Origin of the sequence: Sulfolobus acidocaldarius SUSAZ (assembly GCA_000508305.1) — an archaeon.
Lineage (GTDB): Archaea > Thermoproteota > Thermoprotei_A > Sulfolobales > Sulfolobaceae > Sulfolobus > Sulfolobus acidocaldarius_A.
Genome location: CP006977.1, coordinates 744,866 through 762,262, shown reverse-complemented (window position 1 = coordinate 762,262; position 17,397 = coordinate 744,866). Strand labels below are relative to the sequence as shown.

General features: G+C 38.1%; 20 protein-coding genes and 1 tRNA gene. 6 read left to right on the top strand and 15 right to left on the bottom strand.

The window, feature by feature from the left end; translation table 11 throughout:
* Positions 1-25: 25 nt before the first annotated feature.
* Positions 26-349: a regulatory protein DeoR gene (locus tag SUSAZ_04675; protein AHC51337.1), complete on the top strand. Its 324-nt coding sequence runs from the start codon at positions 26-28 to the stop codon at positions 347-349.
* Here the strand turns inward: SUSAZ_04675 and SUSAZ_04670 are convergent.
* From SUSAZ_04670 to SUSAZ_04640, 7 genes are all read right to left on the bottom strand, one after another.
* Positions 330-998: a dolichol-phosphate mannosyltransferase gene (locus SUSAZ_04670; protein AHC51336.1), complete on the bottom strand. Its 669-nt coding sequence runs from the start codon at positions 996-998 to the stop codon at positions 330-332. The genes SUSAZ_04675 and SUSAZ_04670 overlap by 20 nt on opposite strands.
* A complete protein-coding gene (locus SUSAZ_04665; protein ID AHC51335.1) occupies positions 961-1,449 on the bottom strand; it encodes an RNA-binding protein in 489 nt (162 codons plus the stop codon). The genes SUSAZ_04670 and SUSAZ_04665 overlap by 38 nt, the downstream gene beginning before the upstream one ends.
* 1 nt (position 1,450) lies before the next feature.
* Positions 1,451-3,565 carry a carbon monoxide dehydrogenase gene (locus SUSAZ_04660; GenBank protein ID AHC51334.1) on the bottom strand — a complete coding sequence of 705 codons (2,115 nt, stop codon included), beginning with the start codon at positions 3,563-3,565 and terminating at the stop codon, positions 1,451-1,453.
* Between the two features lie 77 nt (positions 3,566-3,642).
* The gene (locus tag SUSAZ_04655; GenBank protein AHC51333.1) at positions 3,643-4,491 is read right to left on the bottom strand and encodes a multidrug ABC transporter permease; all 849 of its coding nucleotides are present in this window, start codon (positions 4,489-4,491) and stop codon (positions 3,643-3,645) included.
* A 32-nt stretch (positions 4,492-4,523) separates the two neighbouring features.
* Positions 4,524-5,522: an ABC transporter ATP-binding protein gene (locus SUSAZ_04650; GenBank protein ID AHC51332.1), complete on the bottom strand. Its 999-nt coding sequence runs from the start codon at positions 5,520-5,522 to the stop codon at positions 4,524-4,526.
* Positions 5,515-5,922, bottom strand: a complete 408-nt coding sequence (locus SUSAZ_04645) for a PadR family transcriptional regulator (GenBank protein ID AHC51331.1) — start codon at positions 5,920-5,922, stop codon at positions 5,515-5,517. Before SUSAZ_04645 ends, SUSAZ_04650 begins: the two co-directional genes overlap by 8 nt.
* A gap of 562 nt (positions 5,923-6,484) precedes the next feature.
* Positions 6,485-6,697 (bottom strand): hypothetical protein, encoded by a 213-nt coding sequence (locus SUSAZ_04640; protein AHC52465.1) that lies wholly within the window; start codon positions 6,695-6,697, stop codon positions 6,485-6,487.
* Positions 6,698-6,918: 221 nt separating this feature from the next.
* On the opposite strand from SUSAZ_04640, the gene SUSAZ_04635 reads away from it, so the two are divergent.
* On the top strand, positions 6,919-7,971 hold the full coding sequence (locus tag SUSAZ_04635) for a hypothetical protein (GenBank protein AHC52464.1): 1,053 nt from the start codon (positions 6,919-6,921) through the stop codon (positions 7,969-7,971).
* 206 nt (positions 7,972-8,177) lie between these two features.
* Here the strand turns inward: SUSAZ_04635 and SUSAZ_04630 are convergent, their stop codons facing one another.
* From SUSAZ_04630 to SUSAZ_04600, 7 genes are all read right to left on the bottom strand, one after another.
* Positions 8,178-8,738, bottom strand: a complete 561-nt coding sequence (locus SUSAZ_04630; protein ID AHC52463.1) for a hypothetical protein — start codon at positions 8,736-8,738, stop codon at positions 8,178-8,180.
* A gap of 368 nt (positions 8,739-9,106) precedes the next feature.
* A complete protein-coding gene (locus tag SUSAZ_04625; GenBank protein AHC52462.1) occupies positions 9,107-9,709 on the bottom strand; it encodes a hypothetical protein in 603 nt (200 codons plus the stop codon).
* A gap of 252 nt (positions 9,710-9,961) precedes the next feature.
* Entirely contained in the window at positions 9,962-10,135 is a 174-nt protein-coding gene (locus SUSAZ_04620; GenBank protein AHC52461.1) for a hypothetical protein, read from the bottom strand.
* A 13-nt stretch (positions 10,136-10,148) separates the two neighbouring features.
* A complete protein-coding gene (locus SUSAZ_04615; GenBank protein ID AHC52460.1) occupies positions 10,149-10,433 on the bottom strand; it encodes a hypothetical protein in 285 nt (94 codons plus the stop codon).
* A gap of 255 nt (positions 10,434-10,688) precedes the next feature.
* Positions 10,689-11,372 (bottom strand): hypothetical protein, encoded by a 684-nt coding sequence (locus tag SUSAZ_04610; protein ID AHC52459.1) that lies wholly within the window; start codon positions 11,370-11,372, stop codon positions 10,689-10,691.
* A 296-nt stretch (positions 11,373-11,668) separates the two neighbouring features.
* Positions 11,669-11,848, bottom strand: coding sequence for a hypothetical protein (locus SUSAZ_04605; protein AHC52458.1), 180 nt, complete (start codon positions 11,846-11,848; stop codon positions 11,669-11,671).
* 911 nt (positions 11,849-12,759) lie between these two features.
* A tRNA-Leu gene (locus SUSAZ_04600) sits at positions 12,760-12,844 on the bottom strand.
* Positions 12,845-13,041: 197 nt separating this feature from the next.
* Between SUSAZ_04600 and SUSAZ_04595 the strand changes: the two genes are divergently transcribed.
* Positions 13,042-14,052, top strand: coding sequence for a peptide chain release factor 1 (locus tag SUSAZ_04595; GenBank protein ID AHC51330.1), 1,011 nt, complete (start codon positions 13,042-13,044; stop codon positions 14,050-14,052).
* Between the two features lie 8 nt (positions 14,053-14,060).
* Here SUSAZ_04595 and SUSAZ_04590 read toward each other — a convergent pair whose 3' ends face one another.
* A complete protein-coding gene (locus tag SUSAZ_04590) occupies positions 14,061-14,681 on the bottom strand; it encodes a phosphoribosyltransferase (protein AHC51329.1) in 621 nt (206 codons plus the stop codon).
* An 80-nt stretch (positions 14,682-14,761) separates the two neighbouring features.
* On the opposite strand from SUSAZ_04590, the gene SUSAZ_04585 reads away from it, so the two are divergent.
* The 3 genes from SUSAZ_04585 to SUSAZ_04575 are packed head-to-tail and all read left to right on the top strand — an operon-like array spanning position 14,762 to position 17,203.
* A complete protein-coding gene (locus SUSAZ_04585) occupies positions 14,762-15,574 on the top strand; it encodes a 5'-methylthioadenosine phosphorylase (GenBank protein ID AHC51328.1) in 813 nt (270 codons plus the stop codon).
* Entirely contained in the window at positions 15,544-16,350 is an 807-nt protein-coding gene (locus SUSAZ_04580; GenBank protein AHC52457.1) for a hypothetical protein, read from the top strand. Before SUSAZ_04585 ends, SUSAZ_04580 begins: the two co-directional genes overlap by 31 nt.
* A gap of 1 nt (position 16,351) precedes the next feature.
* Positions 16,352-17,203 carry a geranylgeranyl pyrophosphate synthase gene (locus SUSAZ_04575; protein AHC51327.1) on the top strand — a complete coding sequence of 284 codons (852 nt, stop codon included), beginning with the start codon at positions 16,352-16,354 and terminating at the stop codon, positions 17,201-17,203.
* Positions 17,204-17,397: the final 194 nt, after the last annotated feature.

Below are 17,397 nucleotides of genomic sequence, written 5' to 3'. Positions count from 1 at the left end.
CAAATTTTCTAAAAAGACAGTACATATGGAACTTACCCCAAGATTGCAGGATATAATCTCAATACTCAAAGAAAAGGGAGGTAGTGTTAACATAAGGGATTTAGCACTACAACTGAAAATTTCACCAAAGACTGCAAAAGGATACGCAAGGGAACTTTACCGGTTGGGATATATTGAAATGGATGAAAACGAGAACATGATATTAAAGAGAGAAAACCCAGAGAACATTACTGATCTTAAGAAGACAGTTGAGACCCATACAGCTGAAATTGAAGCTCTAAAGAAAGAGGTGGAATTCCTTAAAGAAGAACTGAGTAGATTTAGAGGAACTAAGAAAGTGAAAGTTTAAGGACATAAGCAAACCACTTGAAAATTTTTTGAGAATCCAATTTACTTTTCCCCTTCTCTCTATCATGAAAACTTATTGGGACCTCAGCGATTTGTAATCCTGATTTAAATATATGATAAACAGAACATATTTGAAACTCATAGCCGTCTGCACTCTTGCAAGGAGATATTGCCTCAACGGCTCTAGGACTGTAAGCTCTATATCCAGATGTTGCATCTCTCACATCAAATCTAAGCAGAAGTCTCGCTATTGAGTTTGCCCCTGAACTGATTAATCTCCTTTGTAGAGGCCAGTTCTCAATTGCCCCTCCCTTTACATATCGGGAACCTATTACCAAGTCAGCCTCTTTAGATACTAGGTCCGGTATATACTTAGGGTCATGGCTCAAATCTGCATCCATTGTTATTAGTCTCTTAAAACCCATCTTAACCCCTTGCTCTAAACCAAATTTCAGGGCACTCCCTATCCCTCTCTCATCCTTTCTGACGAAAACTATTGCCCCCATCTGCTCTGCTATTCCAGAAGTGTTATCAGGACTATTATCGTCAACTATTATTATATTTATGTTCTTGTCTACCTCCTTAATTCTCGGAATTAACTCACGTATGTTTTCAGCTTCGTTGTAAGTTGGGATTACCACGCCCAGCATTACACATCTCCCATATGTTATCAGACACGTAATGTAAGTTTACGCCGAACTTACCCTTTTTATCTTGAATAGCTTTATCTTTATAAAGAATGACTCTTATTATAGCTATTGGTAAGTTGGTTTTTGTCTTAACTAAGACCACATCCCCTTCTTTACATTCACAATTATAACTTACTATGCCTGGTACAAATAAATCCGCGCCGTCTGTCACTCTCTTAACAGCCCCCTCATCGACTACAACATATGGTAAATCGAGCTTATACTTTTGAACAAAACATAAAGTGGGAATAATTTCTTCTGAGAAGAATGAGAGTACACCATTCACAAAGTAATACAACTCTTTCTTTTCCTTTCCTACCTCTATCTGACCCTCTAACTCAATATTATATTTTTGTTTAACTTTTGATAAAAAATCCCTTTTATCTTTATCAGAAAGGAGATGTCTATTCAATTCAACTCACCAGATCCTCAAATCTTACAGGCATTTTCGAAATCCTCTTCTTCACACACTGCTCTACTGCGTTAATCACAGCTGGTGTAGCTGCTATAGCACCAGCCTCACCTATACCTTTACTTCCAGTAGGATGAGATGATTTTCCATATATTACATTATGCCATTCCACATCTGGAGACTCTACAGCAGTAGGTATAGCATAATCCTGGAAATTAGAAGTGAGTAGTTGACCTTGATCATTAAACACAGTACCCTCTAGTAGTCCTTGCGATAACCCCTGAAGGGCGCCTCCTATTACCTGACCTTCAGCCAACAAAGGGTTGATAACTACACCCACATCATCAATTGCAATATACTTTTTAACGATAACCTTCCCTGTCTCATCAACGTCTACTAAAGCTAAATGAACGCCGTATGGGGTAGTAGGTGGTAAATCGACTTTATATACACTAGTCACATCAAGGCTCTCTCCAAAGGAAAAGGCTTTGCGCGCTATCCTGTTCAAGTCCACTGATTCTCCGGTCCTCTTATGAATAACCTTCCCTTGTTTGTACTCAACCTCCTCTACATCAGCCTTTAGCAACTTAGCACCAGCCTCAATTAATTTCTTCTTCAATTGTTGGGTAGCCAAAACTACTGCAGATCCGCCTATAGTAACTGTCCTACTGCCCCATGTTCCAATACCGTCCTCAATAATTTCAGTGTCTCCCCATCTCACCTCAATATTTTCTATTGGTATCTCCAGAATATCTGCGGCAATTTGAGCAAATGCTGTTGCATCACCTTGACCATGAGGACCTGTACCTGTGACTAAAGTTATTTTTCCGTCATATTTTATGAATATTCTTGCCGTCTCCCAAGGCCCAAAACCTGAAATTTCAGTATATGAAGAGACTCCCACACAACCCTGGGATTTTAGGCTTTCATAGAGCTTTCTACCATATTCAAGTAATCCCTTCACATTTCCTGAGTCATATTTTATGCCCAACGGATTTGTGTAAGGTAGTGAATCAATAGCATTTTTCACTCTTATCTCGTATTGGTCAATTCCTAATTCATCAGCAACTATATTCATTATTCTCTCGATAAAGTATGTTGCTTCTGGTCTCCCTGCACCCCTATATGACTGAGTGGGAGGAACATTGGTATTTAATGCTATGGCTTCGATCTCAATACCCTTTATCTTATATATGCCTGGTAACATTTTTGTTGCGCTTTGAACATTTCCCAACTCATCATCATTCGCATCTGGATAGGGTGCGCCCAAATTACCCACTAGTCTTCCTCTAATTCCTAATACATTACCCTCTCTGTCTACTGCTGTCTCAAACTCCAAGAATTTATCCCTTCCATGACCCGCAGACAGAAACTCCTCTGTTCTCGTCGGTATCCACTTCAGCGGTTTTCTAGTTAGCATTGACAACTTAGCTAATGCGTATTCCTCAGGATGAGCTATTATCTTACTTCCAAATGCTCCTCCCACATCAGGCTGAATCACTCGAATATCCTGAAAGCCAAGAAACTCTGCTAAATTTCTCCGTAAATAGTGTGCAGATTGTGTCGAGGAGTAAAAAGTCAACTTACCTCCGTCATAGAAGGCTAATGCACCCCTAGTCTCAAGGGGAGATGCTACTATACGTTGGTTGTAGAGTTTGCCCTTAATTACCTTGTAGGCACTATTGAAGATTTTCTCCACATCTCCCCCTTTGAATACCTCCCTGTAAACTATGTTGCTCTGACTTTTGCTGTAAACTCTTATCTCATCTTTTAAGGCAACTTCAGGATCTATTACGAAATCTAATGGCTCATATTCCACTTCAATGTTTTCCAGTAGGTCATATGCCTCATACCTATCCTTAGCTATAACCATTGCAATCGGTTGACCTACATAAGTTACCTCCTCTGTGGCAATTGGAAAATCTTTTCCAGGATTAATGTCGTTACCAGTAAAGACACCATCAGTCTTTTTCAACTTAATTTTAGCATGAGGGTATTCACTTCTTAAAAAGGCCACGAAATACGTTCCAGGTATTTGTATATCGTCAACATAGGAACCTTTTCCTGTTATTAACCTCACATCTTCGATTCTCTTGACAGGCTTACCTATATACATAATCATAGATAGGGTTAGAAAGTTTAAAAAATCAGCACACGTGCCTTTACATCACCATTCATTCCCGGTCAAGCTCATCATGAACTTAGGTATTTCCAGGATAGGGTTATTCCTATTATTGACAGTATTAGTGCAAAGACTACTAAATATATGAAGTCGATACCTAAATTCCCTGGAATGCCTAATAGTAAATTCCTTATTATGGAGTTTGAGTGTGTGAGTGGGTTGATCTCAGCAACAGGTTTTAACCACCAGGGCATAGAATCGACAGGGTAGAAAGCGTTACTAGTGAACAGTAGGGGTAAATTGAGAAGGTTCATGATAGCCATTTGTGATTGCCACGTTGTAGCCCTTATTGCCACCATCATAAACAATGACGATAAACCAAATGACATTAGAAATAACGCAGCATAAGACCCTAGAAAGTCTAAAGGAGAGATACCCACTCTGAAACTCATGCCCAATAGGACTGCGATAGCTAGTACTATACTTGACTGAACTAAAGACCTAATAACCGATGAAAATACCTTAGCCATCAATATATTGGCTCTTGAAATAGGAGTAGTTAGCAATCTATCTAAAACACCCAATCTTCTATCCCACACTATAGACATACCACTTTGCATTGAGGTGAATAGAGCAATGAATGATAACATGCCCGCAGCTAAAAATGAGAAGTAATCTGATGTTCCAAATGTTTGCGCTAACACTTGTTGAGCTATCTGGTCTAGAACTTGCTTAGGAATATCTAAGCCAGGGATATTAAATGATGTACCGCTAAATATGCTGGCTAGGTTCATAGCTTTCCCAAATAGTCCTATCCAGAGGATGGGTTGTATTATAGATAACAGTAAGACTACAATGTCCTTATACCACTTTTTAAGCTCTCTGTTTAATAAGGTGAATAGACCGTGCAATGGAGACATGTTTACCCTTTCTTCATTACGTTCTAGTGTCTTCATCCTCTCGCCCTCCTTAAAGTTCTTCTCAACGCAAACATCTCTCCTTCACCTGCTTCTTGATCTCTCATTTTCCTTCCAGTATATTCCATATAGACCTCATCTAAAGTTGGCTCAGTAATGTATAATTTACCGACCTTTATTCCTTTCTTTATTAACTCTTCCATAATTTTAGGTGCTATCTCCTCTCCTCTTTCCACCTTAACCCTTATCATACCATCCATGACTTTCAGCTCCTTTACGCCCTCAACTGCTTTGATATACTGTTGGGCTAACTCATTATCACTTGTACTTAGACTGATGATATCACCACCTATTTTGTCCTTGAGCTCTTTAGGACTTCCAATTGCTATAATTTTTCCGTGATCAATAATTGCTATCCTGTCAGCATAATTGTCAGCTTCCTCTAAATAGTGGGTGGTCACAAATATTGTCATACCTTGTTCTTTTTTAAGTTCTAGAATGTATTTCCAAATAGATACCCTTGTTTGAGCATCTAAACCAATTGTAGGCTCATCTAAAAATAGGATTTTAGGTCTACTAATTAGTGACATGGCTATCTCTAATCTCCTCCTCATTCCTCCTGAGTAAGTCTCAACTTTTCTATTAGCAGCGTTGGTAAGTTCAACTAGTTCCAATAATTCCTTACCTCTCTCATTCGCTATGTCCTTTGGAATACCGTATAAACCAGCCATCATCATGATATTCTCCCAACCCGTTAAATCCTCATCAGCTGTGAACTCTTGAGGTACAACTCCTATAGATCTCCTAACCAATGAAGGCTGTTTAACGATATCATACCCATTTACTATTCCAGTGCCTTCTGAGGGTCTAAGGACAGTTGTCAGCATCTTTACTGTAGTAGACTTACCAGCGCCGTTAGGTCCTAAAAAACCAAATATTTCTCCCTCAAGAACCTTAAAACTAACATGGTCTACTGCGGTAAATTTTCCAAACCTTTTGGTTAAGTTGATCGCTTCAATTATGTTCTCACGCATTTCTTATCACCTCTTCTATTTTCTTTAGTATATCTATAATATTCTCCTTATGGAGCGCTAATTCCTCTCTATTTATTTCCTTGAAGAAATTAAGTAAACCCTGTAGTTCCTCTATGGCATCCTCGGTTTTACTTCTGTTTCTAACCAGTATGAAATGCTCTATTTCCTTTATACCTTTATCCGTTATCTGATATCTATCCCCACCTTCTTTTCTTACCGCTCCTTCCTCCAGAAGCTTATTTAATAATGGATAGACAGAACCTGGAGATGGTCTCCACATACCCCAACTCATTTTATATATATCGTCAATGATATCTATCCCTCTTTTAGGGGACTGATATAAGAGCCAGAGAATTAGGAGTCTTAATCTACCTTTCTGTCTTGCCAGTAACTCACTCATAATATCGAAATCGATATCCTAAAATATAAATCTATCGAAATCGAAAAATAGTTGAAAGAATATACACTAATAGAGAATTCGATCCACGATAACAACTTAGATTAAGTCTAAGTACTAACATCAGTATAACTTATGAAAAAGGAGAAATAGAAAAAAATTATCTTGAGTTAAAAATAAAAATGGTAGGTCACATTATTTCTTTTGTCCACCTGATTGTTGACCAGACTGCTGTTGCTCCTTCTTCTTCTTTGCCATATAGGTCTATTTTTAATTGTGAAATAACAAGTTATTAAGCCATACTCACATAAAAATTGATAAATATTTACGCAAAGTTCGTGGTAAATAATTGAATAATATATAATTTTAGGATCGAGTGGTAACAAAAGAGTTAATCACTCATCGTGGAAAAAATGAAAAAAATTTGTATTCATGCAGTATTACCCCTTAAGTGTTACCATATATCTCCTTCGCCCAAGGTTATTCTTTATCTATAGAAGAATTTCAATCACTTGATAATAATTTTTTGTAAATTCACATTAAAGTTAGATAATATTGTTTACAATTAATTCTTTTTTACCCTCAGAATCCATATTCCTTCTTCATCATCTTTATTTTTTTCCAGTATCTTATATCCCTTAAACATATAAGAAACATCAAGTTTGCTTAACAAAATTAACTCATCGTTAACTCTTAACTTTTTCAATATATTGGACAATTTTTCTTTGTTATTTTCAATTTCTCCCTCGGTTAAAGTGACTACTATTAAGTGATTCATATGCCTAAATTTGAGACTACCTTATAAGACTTTTCCAACTTTTATCTGACAACTAATTTAAATCGACGTGAATTTGAGCAGGAAAATTTTGAAAAATATTCACTTTTGACTATTATTCTTCAAACACTTGATTCTAACAAAAAACATTACTGTAATTCTGTTTTCTAAGATTTCAAAGTAGATTTAAACTTATACGATACTAAATTTAAATTTTCTTAGGAATGTATAAGCAGACTAGGAAGAGAAAAATGGAGGCATACAAAATAGCGATTACTTCTATAATCGGCTACGTTATACCAGCCTATTTGATAGTGTCCTCAGCTTACGTTATAGATCAATTCTCTCTACCTACATGGTTATCCTACGTACTCGTTTCCATCCCGTTTCTCGGAAGGCTAATTGGGGCACTAATATACCAAAGAATAATTCGGATAGTAAAATCGGATATGATATTTTCACTTTCCTTAACAATCCTCGGTATCGTTTCTTTGCTTCTAAGTGTAACTAATGTAAATTATATCCTTATAATGTGGCTTAGATTTACATTAGGGATTATTTTTGGAATAGTAGCTTCATTGTCCATAGATCAAGCTGTCAGATCAGGTAACAGAATAGTTATTGGTCTAGCATTGAGCGGATGGGCAATAGGATGGATATTTGCACAGGCGTCTTATAGTTTATTAGATAATTGGCGCTCAATATATGCTGTCGGAGTCATAAGCTTACCACTAGCCCTTCTAGGAAAATATACTCTCAAATTCAAGGCTGAAGATCATAACATACCAGATAACCACATATCGTTGTACACAATTATGATATTTCTCTTGACACTGGAGCCTAGTTTTATATTAACATTAGCACCACAGATACTTGAAAGACAGGGAGAATTAGAACTACTACTCTTAGCCTATGTTCTTTCACTTCCAATGTACATCGTTAATTCAGTGATCAACTACAAAGTAGCGTTCACCCTTTCAGGCATATCAGCAGGTATATTTGGGTTTTTGTTTTTCGTTACAGGGAGCCCTATTTTAATAATACCTCTTGTAATGTTCGGAATAACCATTACGAGTGTTGTACCTAAAGTATTCAACTCTAAGAACACAGGTGCATCAATAAATATTGCGTCCATAGAAGGTGCAGTAGTCCCGGTTGTAGGTACAGTCAGCGATTATGTTGCAGGTGGAATGACATTATTTTCAATGATTACGTTAGTTGCCATGTATTTTGGTGAGAAGAAGATTTTAGGTAACAAGAGTAGAGCTACAGCATAAACTGACTAAAGCTATAATTTACTTTTTATCGACAGACCGTAATCAGCCTAGAACTTACTACTTTTTACCCCTTCTTAATGCCCAAAATATTAAGAAAAAGATACTTACAAGAGCTATCGGGATAACATAGATGATCACACTCCCGGTAATATTGTTCTTCTCTGTTGAAGGATTAGGGACTATTATTATTGTATTCTGTCCCTGTCTTAAATTGCGAGAAAATGCATAACATTGAAAGACTGTACATACTTAACATGTTGCCCGTTTACGAGTATGTTAAATCTATCATATATCGTGTGGAAGTAAAGTGTTGTAGAGTTGTCACTATGCATATATATGTCAATTATAAGTGCAGTCCCGTTCCACTGCATGTTCGTCGTGTAGTTGAAGTTCCCTAGATTCGAGATATAGTATGGGTACAACGTATCATTAATTGCTGATAGGGACTCAATGGTAGCTACTCCCCAAGGCTGAGTCTCTGAATTTATCTGAAAGTCAGATCGCTGATTGTTCCCCACATACAAGGCTAAGAGACCTGAGTAATTGTAGACGGTCCTCCACCACACGTCAGTGAGAGCTAGGGAGGCTATAGTATAGTTGTCCATAGCTAGAGCAAATTCTGCCGTTAATTCGCTCTTATACGTATAAGCATCGGCATCGACTCTTGAGTAGCTAGCATAGACCCATAACCTATTTGCTTGGAAAGTGTTTATTCCTAACACCTGATACCCTGATTCTGGCACAGGTCCATAGTGGATTGAGTTCATTACCAGTTCTGCCCTCTGCAGATATGTTGTGTTTCCAGTAGTTTTGTAGAGACTGACCTCCTTCCCGCCCTAAAGGGTTCCTTTAGAGCGATTCACAGGTTTATGATTTACCGCCTTCACCCTCATCGTCTCATAACTAGTGAGTATCACCCACCCCACTCCACACATCCAGCGGTAAACCAAAGGCTAGGTCTTCAGCCACTTTACCCCTATCCCTCTGGTCAAACCCTCATTCCACCCTCCTTGAGACTCAAGGATATTGTTTTTCAGCATGAGGACACTTAATTGAACTAATAATACCCATTTCCATAGGTTTCCTCACGCACCATTTTAACCAAATTTAACATCTTAACGATACTATAAAAACCTCACCCCGCCTTAAAAGACAAGGCTTGCCGATTCTCTGTCACTAATGCCAATCCGGAAAGAGCTACTACATCCAATAAGTAAGGCTGTGGGTAGTTCTTCACTGCAGGGTTAGGATTTTCTATTTCAGGTAACGTAAACTCACCAAAAAACGGGTTCTTCCATGAGAGGGGGATGGTTATATTTGATGGTCCATTCGTCGAGTCCACTAACACGTATACTGTGTTAGTGCCATTGATGTTTAACCCTACTATAATAGTGCTAGACGGTGGAGCGTCCACTGTAGTTAGAACCGGGAACCGGATTGTCACAGGATAGAAGAGCGGACTCCCCGCCCCTCCTTGGAGCTTTACGTTAGTCAAAGTTCTGGATCCTATTATCTGGAGTACATTTCCGTTATTAGCGATCTGAACTGTTACAGTGATATTAGCTAAAGTCCCTGCAGTCTGCGCGTTCATCCATAGCGTTGCAGTAAAGGTCCCTGAGACGTTTAACGTATTTTGATAAGTGAATGAGAGGTTACCCTTATCTAGCAAGTAAATAGCATAGCTGGTATTAAGCGGAATATCCTCAAAGAAGTTCACCCTTATTTGGGTCCCGCCCATTACATAACCTACTCACACGCTGCTACTCTGATTGATAATAAATCCGTAACTATTGAATCCATTTACGTTTAAGTCTGTATTTATTTTATGGTACCACATTGGAAAATAATAGTAGGCACATCTGCTCGCATTTTGATATTGCAATAGCCATGAGCCTAATTGGTTAAGAGCTGAAGAGTACTCTGAGCTTCCCATGACCTGATATAACACTTTCGTGGCTAGGATAAAGATGGCTAATGAGGATGTGTAGGTTTATCCGTTGTACTGTTGTAATAACGAATAGTATGCACTCCATGCTTGTTCCGCCATTTGTAAAGCCTGAGAATTCCCGTACTCCCCAAGTAATGCTAGAGCGTAAATTATCTCGCCCTCGTAGTATTCCATCCCTAAGTCTGCATATTCATAGTACTTTGTGCAGTTCAACATTAGATTAACGACGCTATTGGGGGTCTGGGATGTAATCGACGCTAGGATAAAGGTCAAATGTAAAGTACCAAGAACTGTTAGGCGCTCTGTAGGCTACCTGAACACACTGATGCATCCCTGGAGGGGTGCTAAATGTTGAGTTAAAGTAAAGCGTGTTTCTAACCTGGTAGGGGTCCCCTGCATACGCTGAATATCCTAGTACATTGATGTACTGACTAGTGGCAGAGGCGCCTGGGAACACAAACAGTAGCTGTAACGACCCGATCCAATTAGGTGCATAGTTAGTAGAAAGCAACATCCTTTTCCCTACGTTGACATTTGTGAAATAAGACCACGAAATGTTACTGATGTTCTGGTAGTTTTTGATAAGTCCTTGGTTCTGTGTAACTAGTTCCGTGTAACCAGTACTTAACGTCGAGAGTTGATTGAAGGGGAAATATATTGTAGCGTTAGCTAATGGAATGTAACCTAGACCGATGAGCGTATTGCTATCATTCAAGATCCATGCATACCAGAAAGTAACACCATAGTAGTCACTCTTCCAAGATTCGTTCTATATAACAGAATCGTCTTCTTGGGTGATGGAAAATTGAGGACTATAGGTCGTTGGTACATTGGTTAACAAATCCGTAATATAAACCCCGCTGGGTTCAGTTCTAGATGGGAAAGTCCCGCTTATCGATGTTCCTGCAGAGCTTGCAGTAAATCCTACTGCCATCAGGTATGGTGGTAGAGTTATCCCCACGCTTGCGGGAACATCTTGCTGTAAGATAGGTATCGTAATTTGGGTCCATGTATTCGAGTTAACATAAACAGGCACGAATGAGGCATATAAAGTATTGCCGGGATACCCTTGGACATTGGGAGCCCAAATAAATGTGAAATAGAATAATCCATATCCTTGAACAAGGATTGTGAAATTAATTGGAACAAATTTTTGCTGGTAGTTATACTGCCCTCCTACCCCGTTCATGAATTGTATAGGGTATGGGGATTGAAGGCGATTGATTACGGGGAAGTTGACGTAGAGGCTCTCGCTGGGAGTCCCGAAAAATGTTGGTCCTGTTAGGTTCAGGTAAGTCTTTGCATTCTTAATAAGTATAACAATAGAACCGTTTGCAACAGTACCATTAAAAGATATCCATGGAGGATTTTGCCCCTCAGACCCACCAAATCCCCCATCAATAACTATGTTTTCCATTCCCTGATTAACGTTAACAAGAACGCCATTGGGCAACTGGATTATTATAGGCGATAGGAATGTTAGGGGTAAGGCGGGATTATAGTAAGTTGAAATAGAGAAATTTCCAGATAAGGGGTGCCCCTAAGGATTTCAAACCCATTAGTCCACGTATCTGTGCCAAGGTTCTGAAGACTTGGATACTCAAACCTCTTTATAAACAATCCATTAATATCACCTTGCTGTAGAAACTGCAATATTGAGCTAACATAAGTGGAATACGACTGCCAATAAGGAGCAATGCTCTGTAGGAACTTAGCTTGATCATCTAACCAGAAATTATTATTTGCTGTTTATGCCTCCTTGAATGCGTAAAGTCCAGTAGGGTATTTTGCCCACAGCTGATTTATCTGGGTATTTACAGCTTGCGCTAACCACTCTGGCGGAGGGGTTGATGAGGAGCCTATCGTGAGGACTGGGGCAATAGTCCCTTTTAATATATGTAATATTAGGAATATAAAGACGGACTTCATTCTTCCCCATCCTCACCCAGAAGGATTTTAATTGTTGTTTTCTCCCACAATACTATGACGAATAATATTGCAGATAAGTTGGATTCCAGTTCCTATTGGTAAGCTATGAGGTACTTGAGATATTGTTATCATGAAAGCGCTGGCTGTTAGAGTTAATGAAGACAGATTAACGATAACGAGAAATATATCTGGTATTAGAACCCGCTTCACTCTCATTACGTTAATAGAAAAAACTTAGAATTTTAAATGAAGCTAGTCAATTTGTAGGTGTTTTCTTTAGAAAGTGCAAGACGTACTAAATATTACTAAACCGCTTTTTGTAAGCGGATCATTTAGCCTCGTTATGCGTACATCTTATGTGTTGTATATAAGCCATATATGAATCATATGCGCAAATCAAAATTCCACAAATATATTGTGACATGGATCTTGTAGCAATCAATTTGAATTTTATTAACAGAAACTCATCATAACTGACCCTTGAATGCTTTCTTGACTTACGAAGTCTTTTATTTAACTATCTATTTTTCTATCTCATCACTCTTTTTTACACTCTCAGCTAAGCCTGAATTAACTCTCTAGTTTATTGAATAAAAATTCTATTGATAATTATATCTAGTAAAACAGATAATATTACTAACTGGAATTTTTATCGTTCATTTTCAACTCTATGATTAATTAGGGTATTTGCCCCATGTACTAAAGCCTTTATCATAAAAACGTCTGGATTAACATATGGCTTATACAACTTTCGTTGCCTGTTAATATAAGATTCGTCAGAGAAAGAACAAGTATTATGTTTACTCTCTAGAGAAGGTCAAGACGTTAAGGTAAAGGAACATTACTTTGATCCTATAGGCAAGATAGTTGAATTTTACATCAGGAATGGGGGAGTTAGAGTGTCCCCACAATGCGGGGGGTGGGACTTGAACCCACGCAGGCCTACACCAGCGGAGCCTCAGTCCGCCCCCTTTGACCTTGCTCGGGCACCCCCGCACTACCATTAATTATTGAATATGGTACTAAAAATGTTTTCCGCGATTACGATTCAGTCAATCTTATTAGTTAATGAAGGTGTAGATAAAAATGATAAGGGATGAGTCTTTGACAGATACGAGATAAACAGATTAGAATTAAAGGCACTAATAAGAGAATTAAAGAAATGGAGTGCCCCTGCGACTGTATTACTATCGTTGTACATACCACCAGGTCGACCCATTCCTGATATACTTAATCTATTGAGACAAGAAGCTTCCATAGCTCAGAACATAAAACTGAAAAGAACAAGAGATGCAGTAACCACTGCCATTCAAGCTGCTATTGATAGGCTAACACAAATTCCTAAGGTAGATGGTAATGGTTTAGCGATATTTTGTGGTGAGAACTTTAATAATGAGGACTTTAAATGTTTTATGTTCTCACCACCAGAGAAAGTGCCACTGTTCTTCTATAGGACAGACAAATTCTTCCATGTGGAGTTCTTGGAAGACATGGTTGAAGAGAATGAGGTTTTCGGGCTAGTAATAGTGGAAAGGGATTACGCTACAATAGGTGTTCTTAAGGGAACTAAGGTAGAAGTCCTTGACGAGTTCGAGGGATTTGTTCCAGGAAAACATATGATGGGAGGACAGTCACAGAGACGTATTGAAAGAATAATAGAGGAAATGTACCATAACTTCCTTAAAGAGGTAGGTGAAAAGGTAAACCAATACTTTCTGCCTTACATAGAAATGAAGAAAATGAAGGGAATATTGATTGGCGGACCGGGATTTGCAAAGAAAGACCTATATGAATCTGATTTACTGGATTATAGGGTTAAAAAACTAGTATTACAACCTTTATTTGATATTCCAGATCAAGGAGAACCGGGATTAAAAGAGCTGATCATGAAAGCGCAAGATATTCTTAAGAACCAGAAGTATATTGAAGTGGAGAACCTTATGGAAGAGATAAAGTATCATTTAGCTAAGGATGATGGTATGGTAGTATATGGCTTAGAGGAAATTAGAAAAGCATTACAGTTAGGTGCCATTGATGCTCTTATAGTGTATGAAGAACCAGGGAGCGAACTTGAAAAGTTGAGCCAAGAAGCTGAAAATTATGGAACTAAGGTTTATGTTATAGGAGACGAATTACCTGACGGAGAATGGGTTAAAAAGACATTTGGAGGAGCAATCGGTAAGCTAAGATTTAAGATATACTAAAGAAAAGTCTACATCATTTTTCTCCTCTTCATTTCGTCCATTATCTTAATCAAAGGTATAGGAGGCACTATGCCATAGCTCTCTTCAAATTTACTCTCAATGTCTTTCACATCAGACCCTCCGTTACTCAGGATCTTCCTCACTAGGTTAATTTCGTCTTCCCAGTAATTCCAAGGATACATGAACCATTTCCATTCTGTTACCACCATGCCTACATAATCTGGTTTATATTTTGAAACTGACTGAATGTATTGCATTGTAGCAGTTTTCACTTCCCGTGGAAGAAAATTATCCTCAACAAACTTTTTGGCTAAAACTACACTATCACCCGTGTCCGCAATATCGTCAACTAAAAGTACCCTTTTACCCTTAAGATCAAGCTTATAGGGGTATTTTACCTTTGCCTCAGGAGTCTGGGAAGCTGTTTCTACCCAATGTTCAACCTTTATAGATAACATATCTAGAACCCCTAATACATCAGCTACAATCCTCGCAGGGACTAAACCCCCTCTGGCAATCGCAATTATAATATCAGGCTGATATCCTTCCTCCTTTATTGAATCCCCCAGTCTAGTAGACCATTCCACTACCTCCTCCCATGTTACCACTTTCACAGGAATTTTTACCAATTTTAAACTCCCATGACAACTATAAGTTAAGATTTATCAATTTTATGGTTTTTATACCCGGTGATTTTAAGAGATGATTGATGATCACAACAAAAGATAAAGCAAAAATAGGAATAATAGGTGGTTCAGGTCTATATGATCCAAAGATTCTTGAAAACACTAGAGAGATTAAGATCTATACCCCTTATGGAGAACCAAGTGACTACATACTTCTGGGAGAATTGGAAGGTAAGAGTGTGGCTTTCCTCCCTAGACACGGAAGGGGTCACAGGATACCACCGCATAAGATTAACTATAGAGCTAACATATGGGCTCTTAAAGAATTAGGGGTAAAATGGCTAATATCAGTCTCAGCAGTAGGGAGCTTGAGAATGGACTATAAGCCAGGTGACTTTGTGATTCCGGACCAATTTATTGATATGACAAAGGGTAGAGATTACACATTTTTTGACGGACCTGTGGTGGCACATGTAAGTATGGCAGATCCCTTCTGTAACAGTCTAAGAAAAATAATTCTAGATATTGCCAGAGAGATGAAAATTCAAACCCATGAGAGAGGAACATATATTTGTATTGAAGGACCTAGGTTTTCCTCTAGAGCTGAAAGTAGAGTATGGAAGGAAGTATTTAAGGCGGATATAATAGGCATGACACTAGTTCCTGAGGTTAATTTAGCATGCGAGGCTCAGATGTGCTATTCAACTATAGCCATGATCACAGACTATGATGTATTTGCAGAATTACCTGTTACCGCTGAGGAAGTGATAAAAGTTATGGCTGAGAACACTGAGAAGGCGCGAAAATTACTTTATGGAGTTATAAAGAGATTACCAGAAGAACCAGATGAAAGAGAGTGTAGCTGTTGTCATTCCCTGAAAACAGCTTTACTTTAAAAAATAAAGTAAAATTTTACGATCCAGAGGTAAGCTTAACTGGTAATGTTAGTCTAGTCTATTCAGAGAACTCAGAATTGGAAGCCTACACAGTACATAGGGCTCTATCCTCCTTAACAGGGAGGACTATAAGGCTCGTTAACCTATATGATTTTCTCTTTTTCGAGAGCCCTTATGTGGATAGTAAGGACTATACCTTAGGAATTATCCATGACAGGAATCAAATAACAGAATTTTTAGACACGGCTTGGGCTCTAGAGAATCATGGGGCACTAATAACATGTCTAAGTAATGTGAAATCAAAGGGAATGATTCAACTTTTTAATTATAATGACGAGTTATGTGAAATCAACATTGCCCTCTCCCTCTTAAGGAAGATTTCTAAACTCTCTAATGACAAGAGAAGTAGAGAGATTAGTAAGGAACTTGAGGAAATAAATTCATTGGAAGATTGGCTCAAAGAAAAGATAAAGGAGAATAAGCTTGGAAGAGAAATAATTCTCTCCCCTGTATTCGCCCCCGCAAGGCATTTAATTAATAAATTCTTAAGTGTAAACGTTTGGCTCTACAACGATGAACATATACCTAATCAACAAAAAGAAGTTCAGTTCATAACAACTTCCGCTGATATTTTAGTTACTAGGAGGAAGGAGAATGAGCTTCGGAGTAAAGGAATAAACGTTAAAGAAACGTTATTAGATGTAGATCCAATTTTGGCGCCAATATATTTAACCCTTCTAACATACTTATTTAAGGAAGTTAAAGGAGGTTTATAGAGTGGACTTCATAGAGTATTGGATTAAAACTAAGCAACTCATTGACGATGTTATTCAGAAATATCTATCACAAATCAAGGATCTTGACATGTTAGAGGTTAGCAAATACATACTGAAAGACGGAAAGAGATACAGAGCAGTGCTAAATATGTTTTTTACTGAAGCTTTAGGTGGTGAACTGAGTAATTCACTAGACGCTGCCTTAGCCATAGAAATACTACACTCTTCCTCCCTGGCATTGGATGATATAGTGGATTATGATACAACGAGAAGGGGTAAATTATCTGCTTGGGCATTATACACAAATAGGAGGGTTGTTTTCATAACAAATTATCTCATTCCATCTGCATTGAATATTATCTCTAGGTATGGAGAAAATGCGCTCAAGGTTAGTCTAGAGTTATGGAAGGACACTGCAATAGGCGCAATCAAAGACATGTTTGGTCCTGCTGCCTCATATCTGAGCACCATTGAACTAAAGACATCAAGTCTGTTTAAATTGTCCACAGCTTTGGCTGCATTTACAGCGGATAGGGAGAAGGACTTAGACTTACTTTTAGATATGGGGAAATATCTTGGAATTATGTATCAACTTATTGACGATTACATTGATTGTATTAATTTTGAAAGTGGTAAAACTAAGGAGCTTGTAGGTAGTGCCAAACAACTGTATGAGTTGTACGGGAAGAAGTATGGGGAATTTGTTAAAAGTGAATACAACAACGCATCAGCCCAGTACATATCTCTTCTTTCAAAACTGGATGTGAGAGAGAAGTTTAATGAGATAGCTATATCAATACCTGACACACTGTCAATGGGGTTACTTACCGAGGCAGGTATTAAAAAACTATAAAAACATTATTTTCGAGTCAAATCTTGGTGATATGATATTAATATTGCTGTCATTCATGAATCTCAGAAAGTTACAGAGGCTGCTAAGCAGCTATTACTTGAAATAAAAAATGCGGGGCATACAGCAATCTATCTAAGAATATCGAGGCTAAACACCATAATAACTAAAGACGGAGTAGAATATGGTTATGCTGG

Coding starts and splice junctions, on each gene's coding strand:
- SUSAZ_04650 (AHC51332.1), bottom strand. CDS start 5,522: ATGCGTGAGAACATAATTGAAGCGATCAACTTAACCAAAAGGTTTGGA.
- SUSAZ_04625 (AHC52462.1), bottom strand. CDS start 9,709: ATGGGCGGGACCCAAATAAGGGTGAACTTCTTTGAGGATATTCCGCTT.
- SUSAZ_04585 (AHC51328.1), top strand. CDS start 14,762: ATGATCACAACAAAAGATAAAGCAAAAATAGGAATAATAGGTGGTTCA.
- SUSAZ_04655 (AHC51333.1), bottom strand. CDS start 4,491: ATGTCTCCATTGCACGGTCTATTCACCTTATTAAACAGAGAGCTTAAA.
- SUSAZ_04620 (AHC52461.1), bottom strand. CDS start 10,135: ATGTTGAACTGCACAAAGTACTATGAATATGCAGACTTAGGGATGGAA.
- SUSAZ_04605 (AHC52458.1), bottom strand. CDS start 11,848: ATGAAGTCCGTCTTTATATTCCTAATATTACATATATTAAAAGGGACT.
- SUSAZ_04640 (AHC52465.1), bottom strand. CDS start 6,697: ATGAATCACTTAATAGTAGTCACTTTAACCGAGGGAGAAATTGAAAAT.
- SUSAZ_04660 (AHC51334.1), bottom strand. CDS start 3,565: ATGTATATAGGTAAGCCTGTCAAGAGAATCGAAGATGTGAGGTTAATA.
- SUSAZ_04670 (AHC51336.1), bottom strand. CDS start 998: ATGCTGGGCGTGGTAATCCCAACTTACAACGAAGCTGAAAACATACGT.
- SUSAZ_04615 (AHC52460.1), bottom strand. CDS start 10,433: ATGTTGCTTTCTACTAACTATGCACCTAATTGGATCGGGTCGTTACAG.
- SUSAZ_04675 (AHC51337.1), top strand. CDS start 26: ATGGAACTTACCCCAAGATTGCAGGATATAATCTCAATACTCAAAGAA.
- SUSAZ_04630 (AHC52463.1), bottom strand. CDS start 8,738: ATGAACTCAATCCACTATGGACCTGTGCCAGAATCAGGGTATCAGGTG.
- SUSAZ_04635 (AHC52464.1), top strand. CDS start 6,919: ATGTATAAGCAGACTAGGAAGAGAAAAATGGAGGCATACAAAATAGCG.
- SUSAZ_04645 (AHC51331.1), bottom strand. CDS start 5,922: ATGAGTGAGTTACTGGCAAGACAGAAAGGTAGATTAAGACTCCTAATT.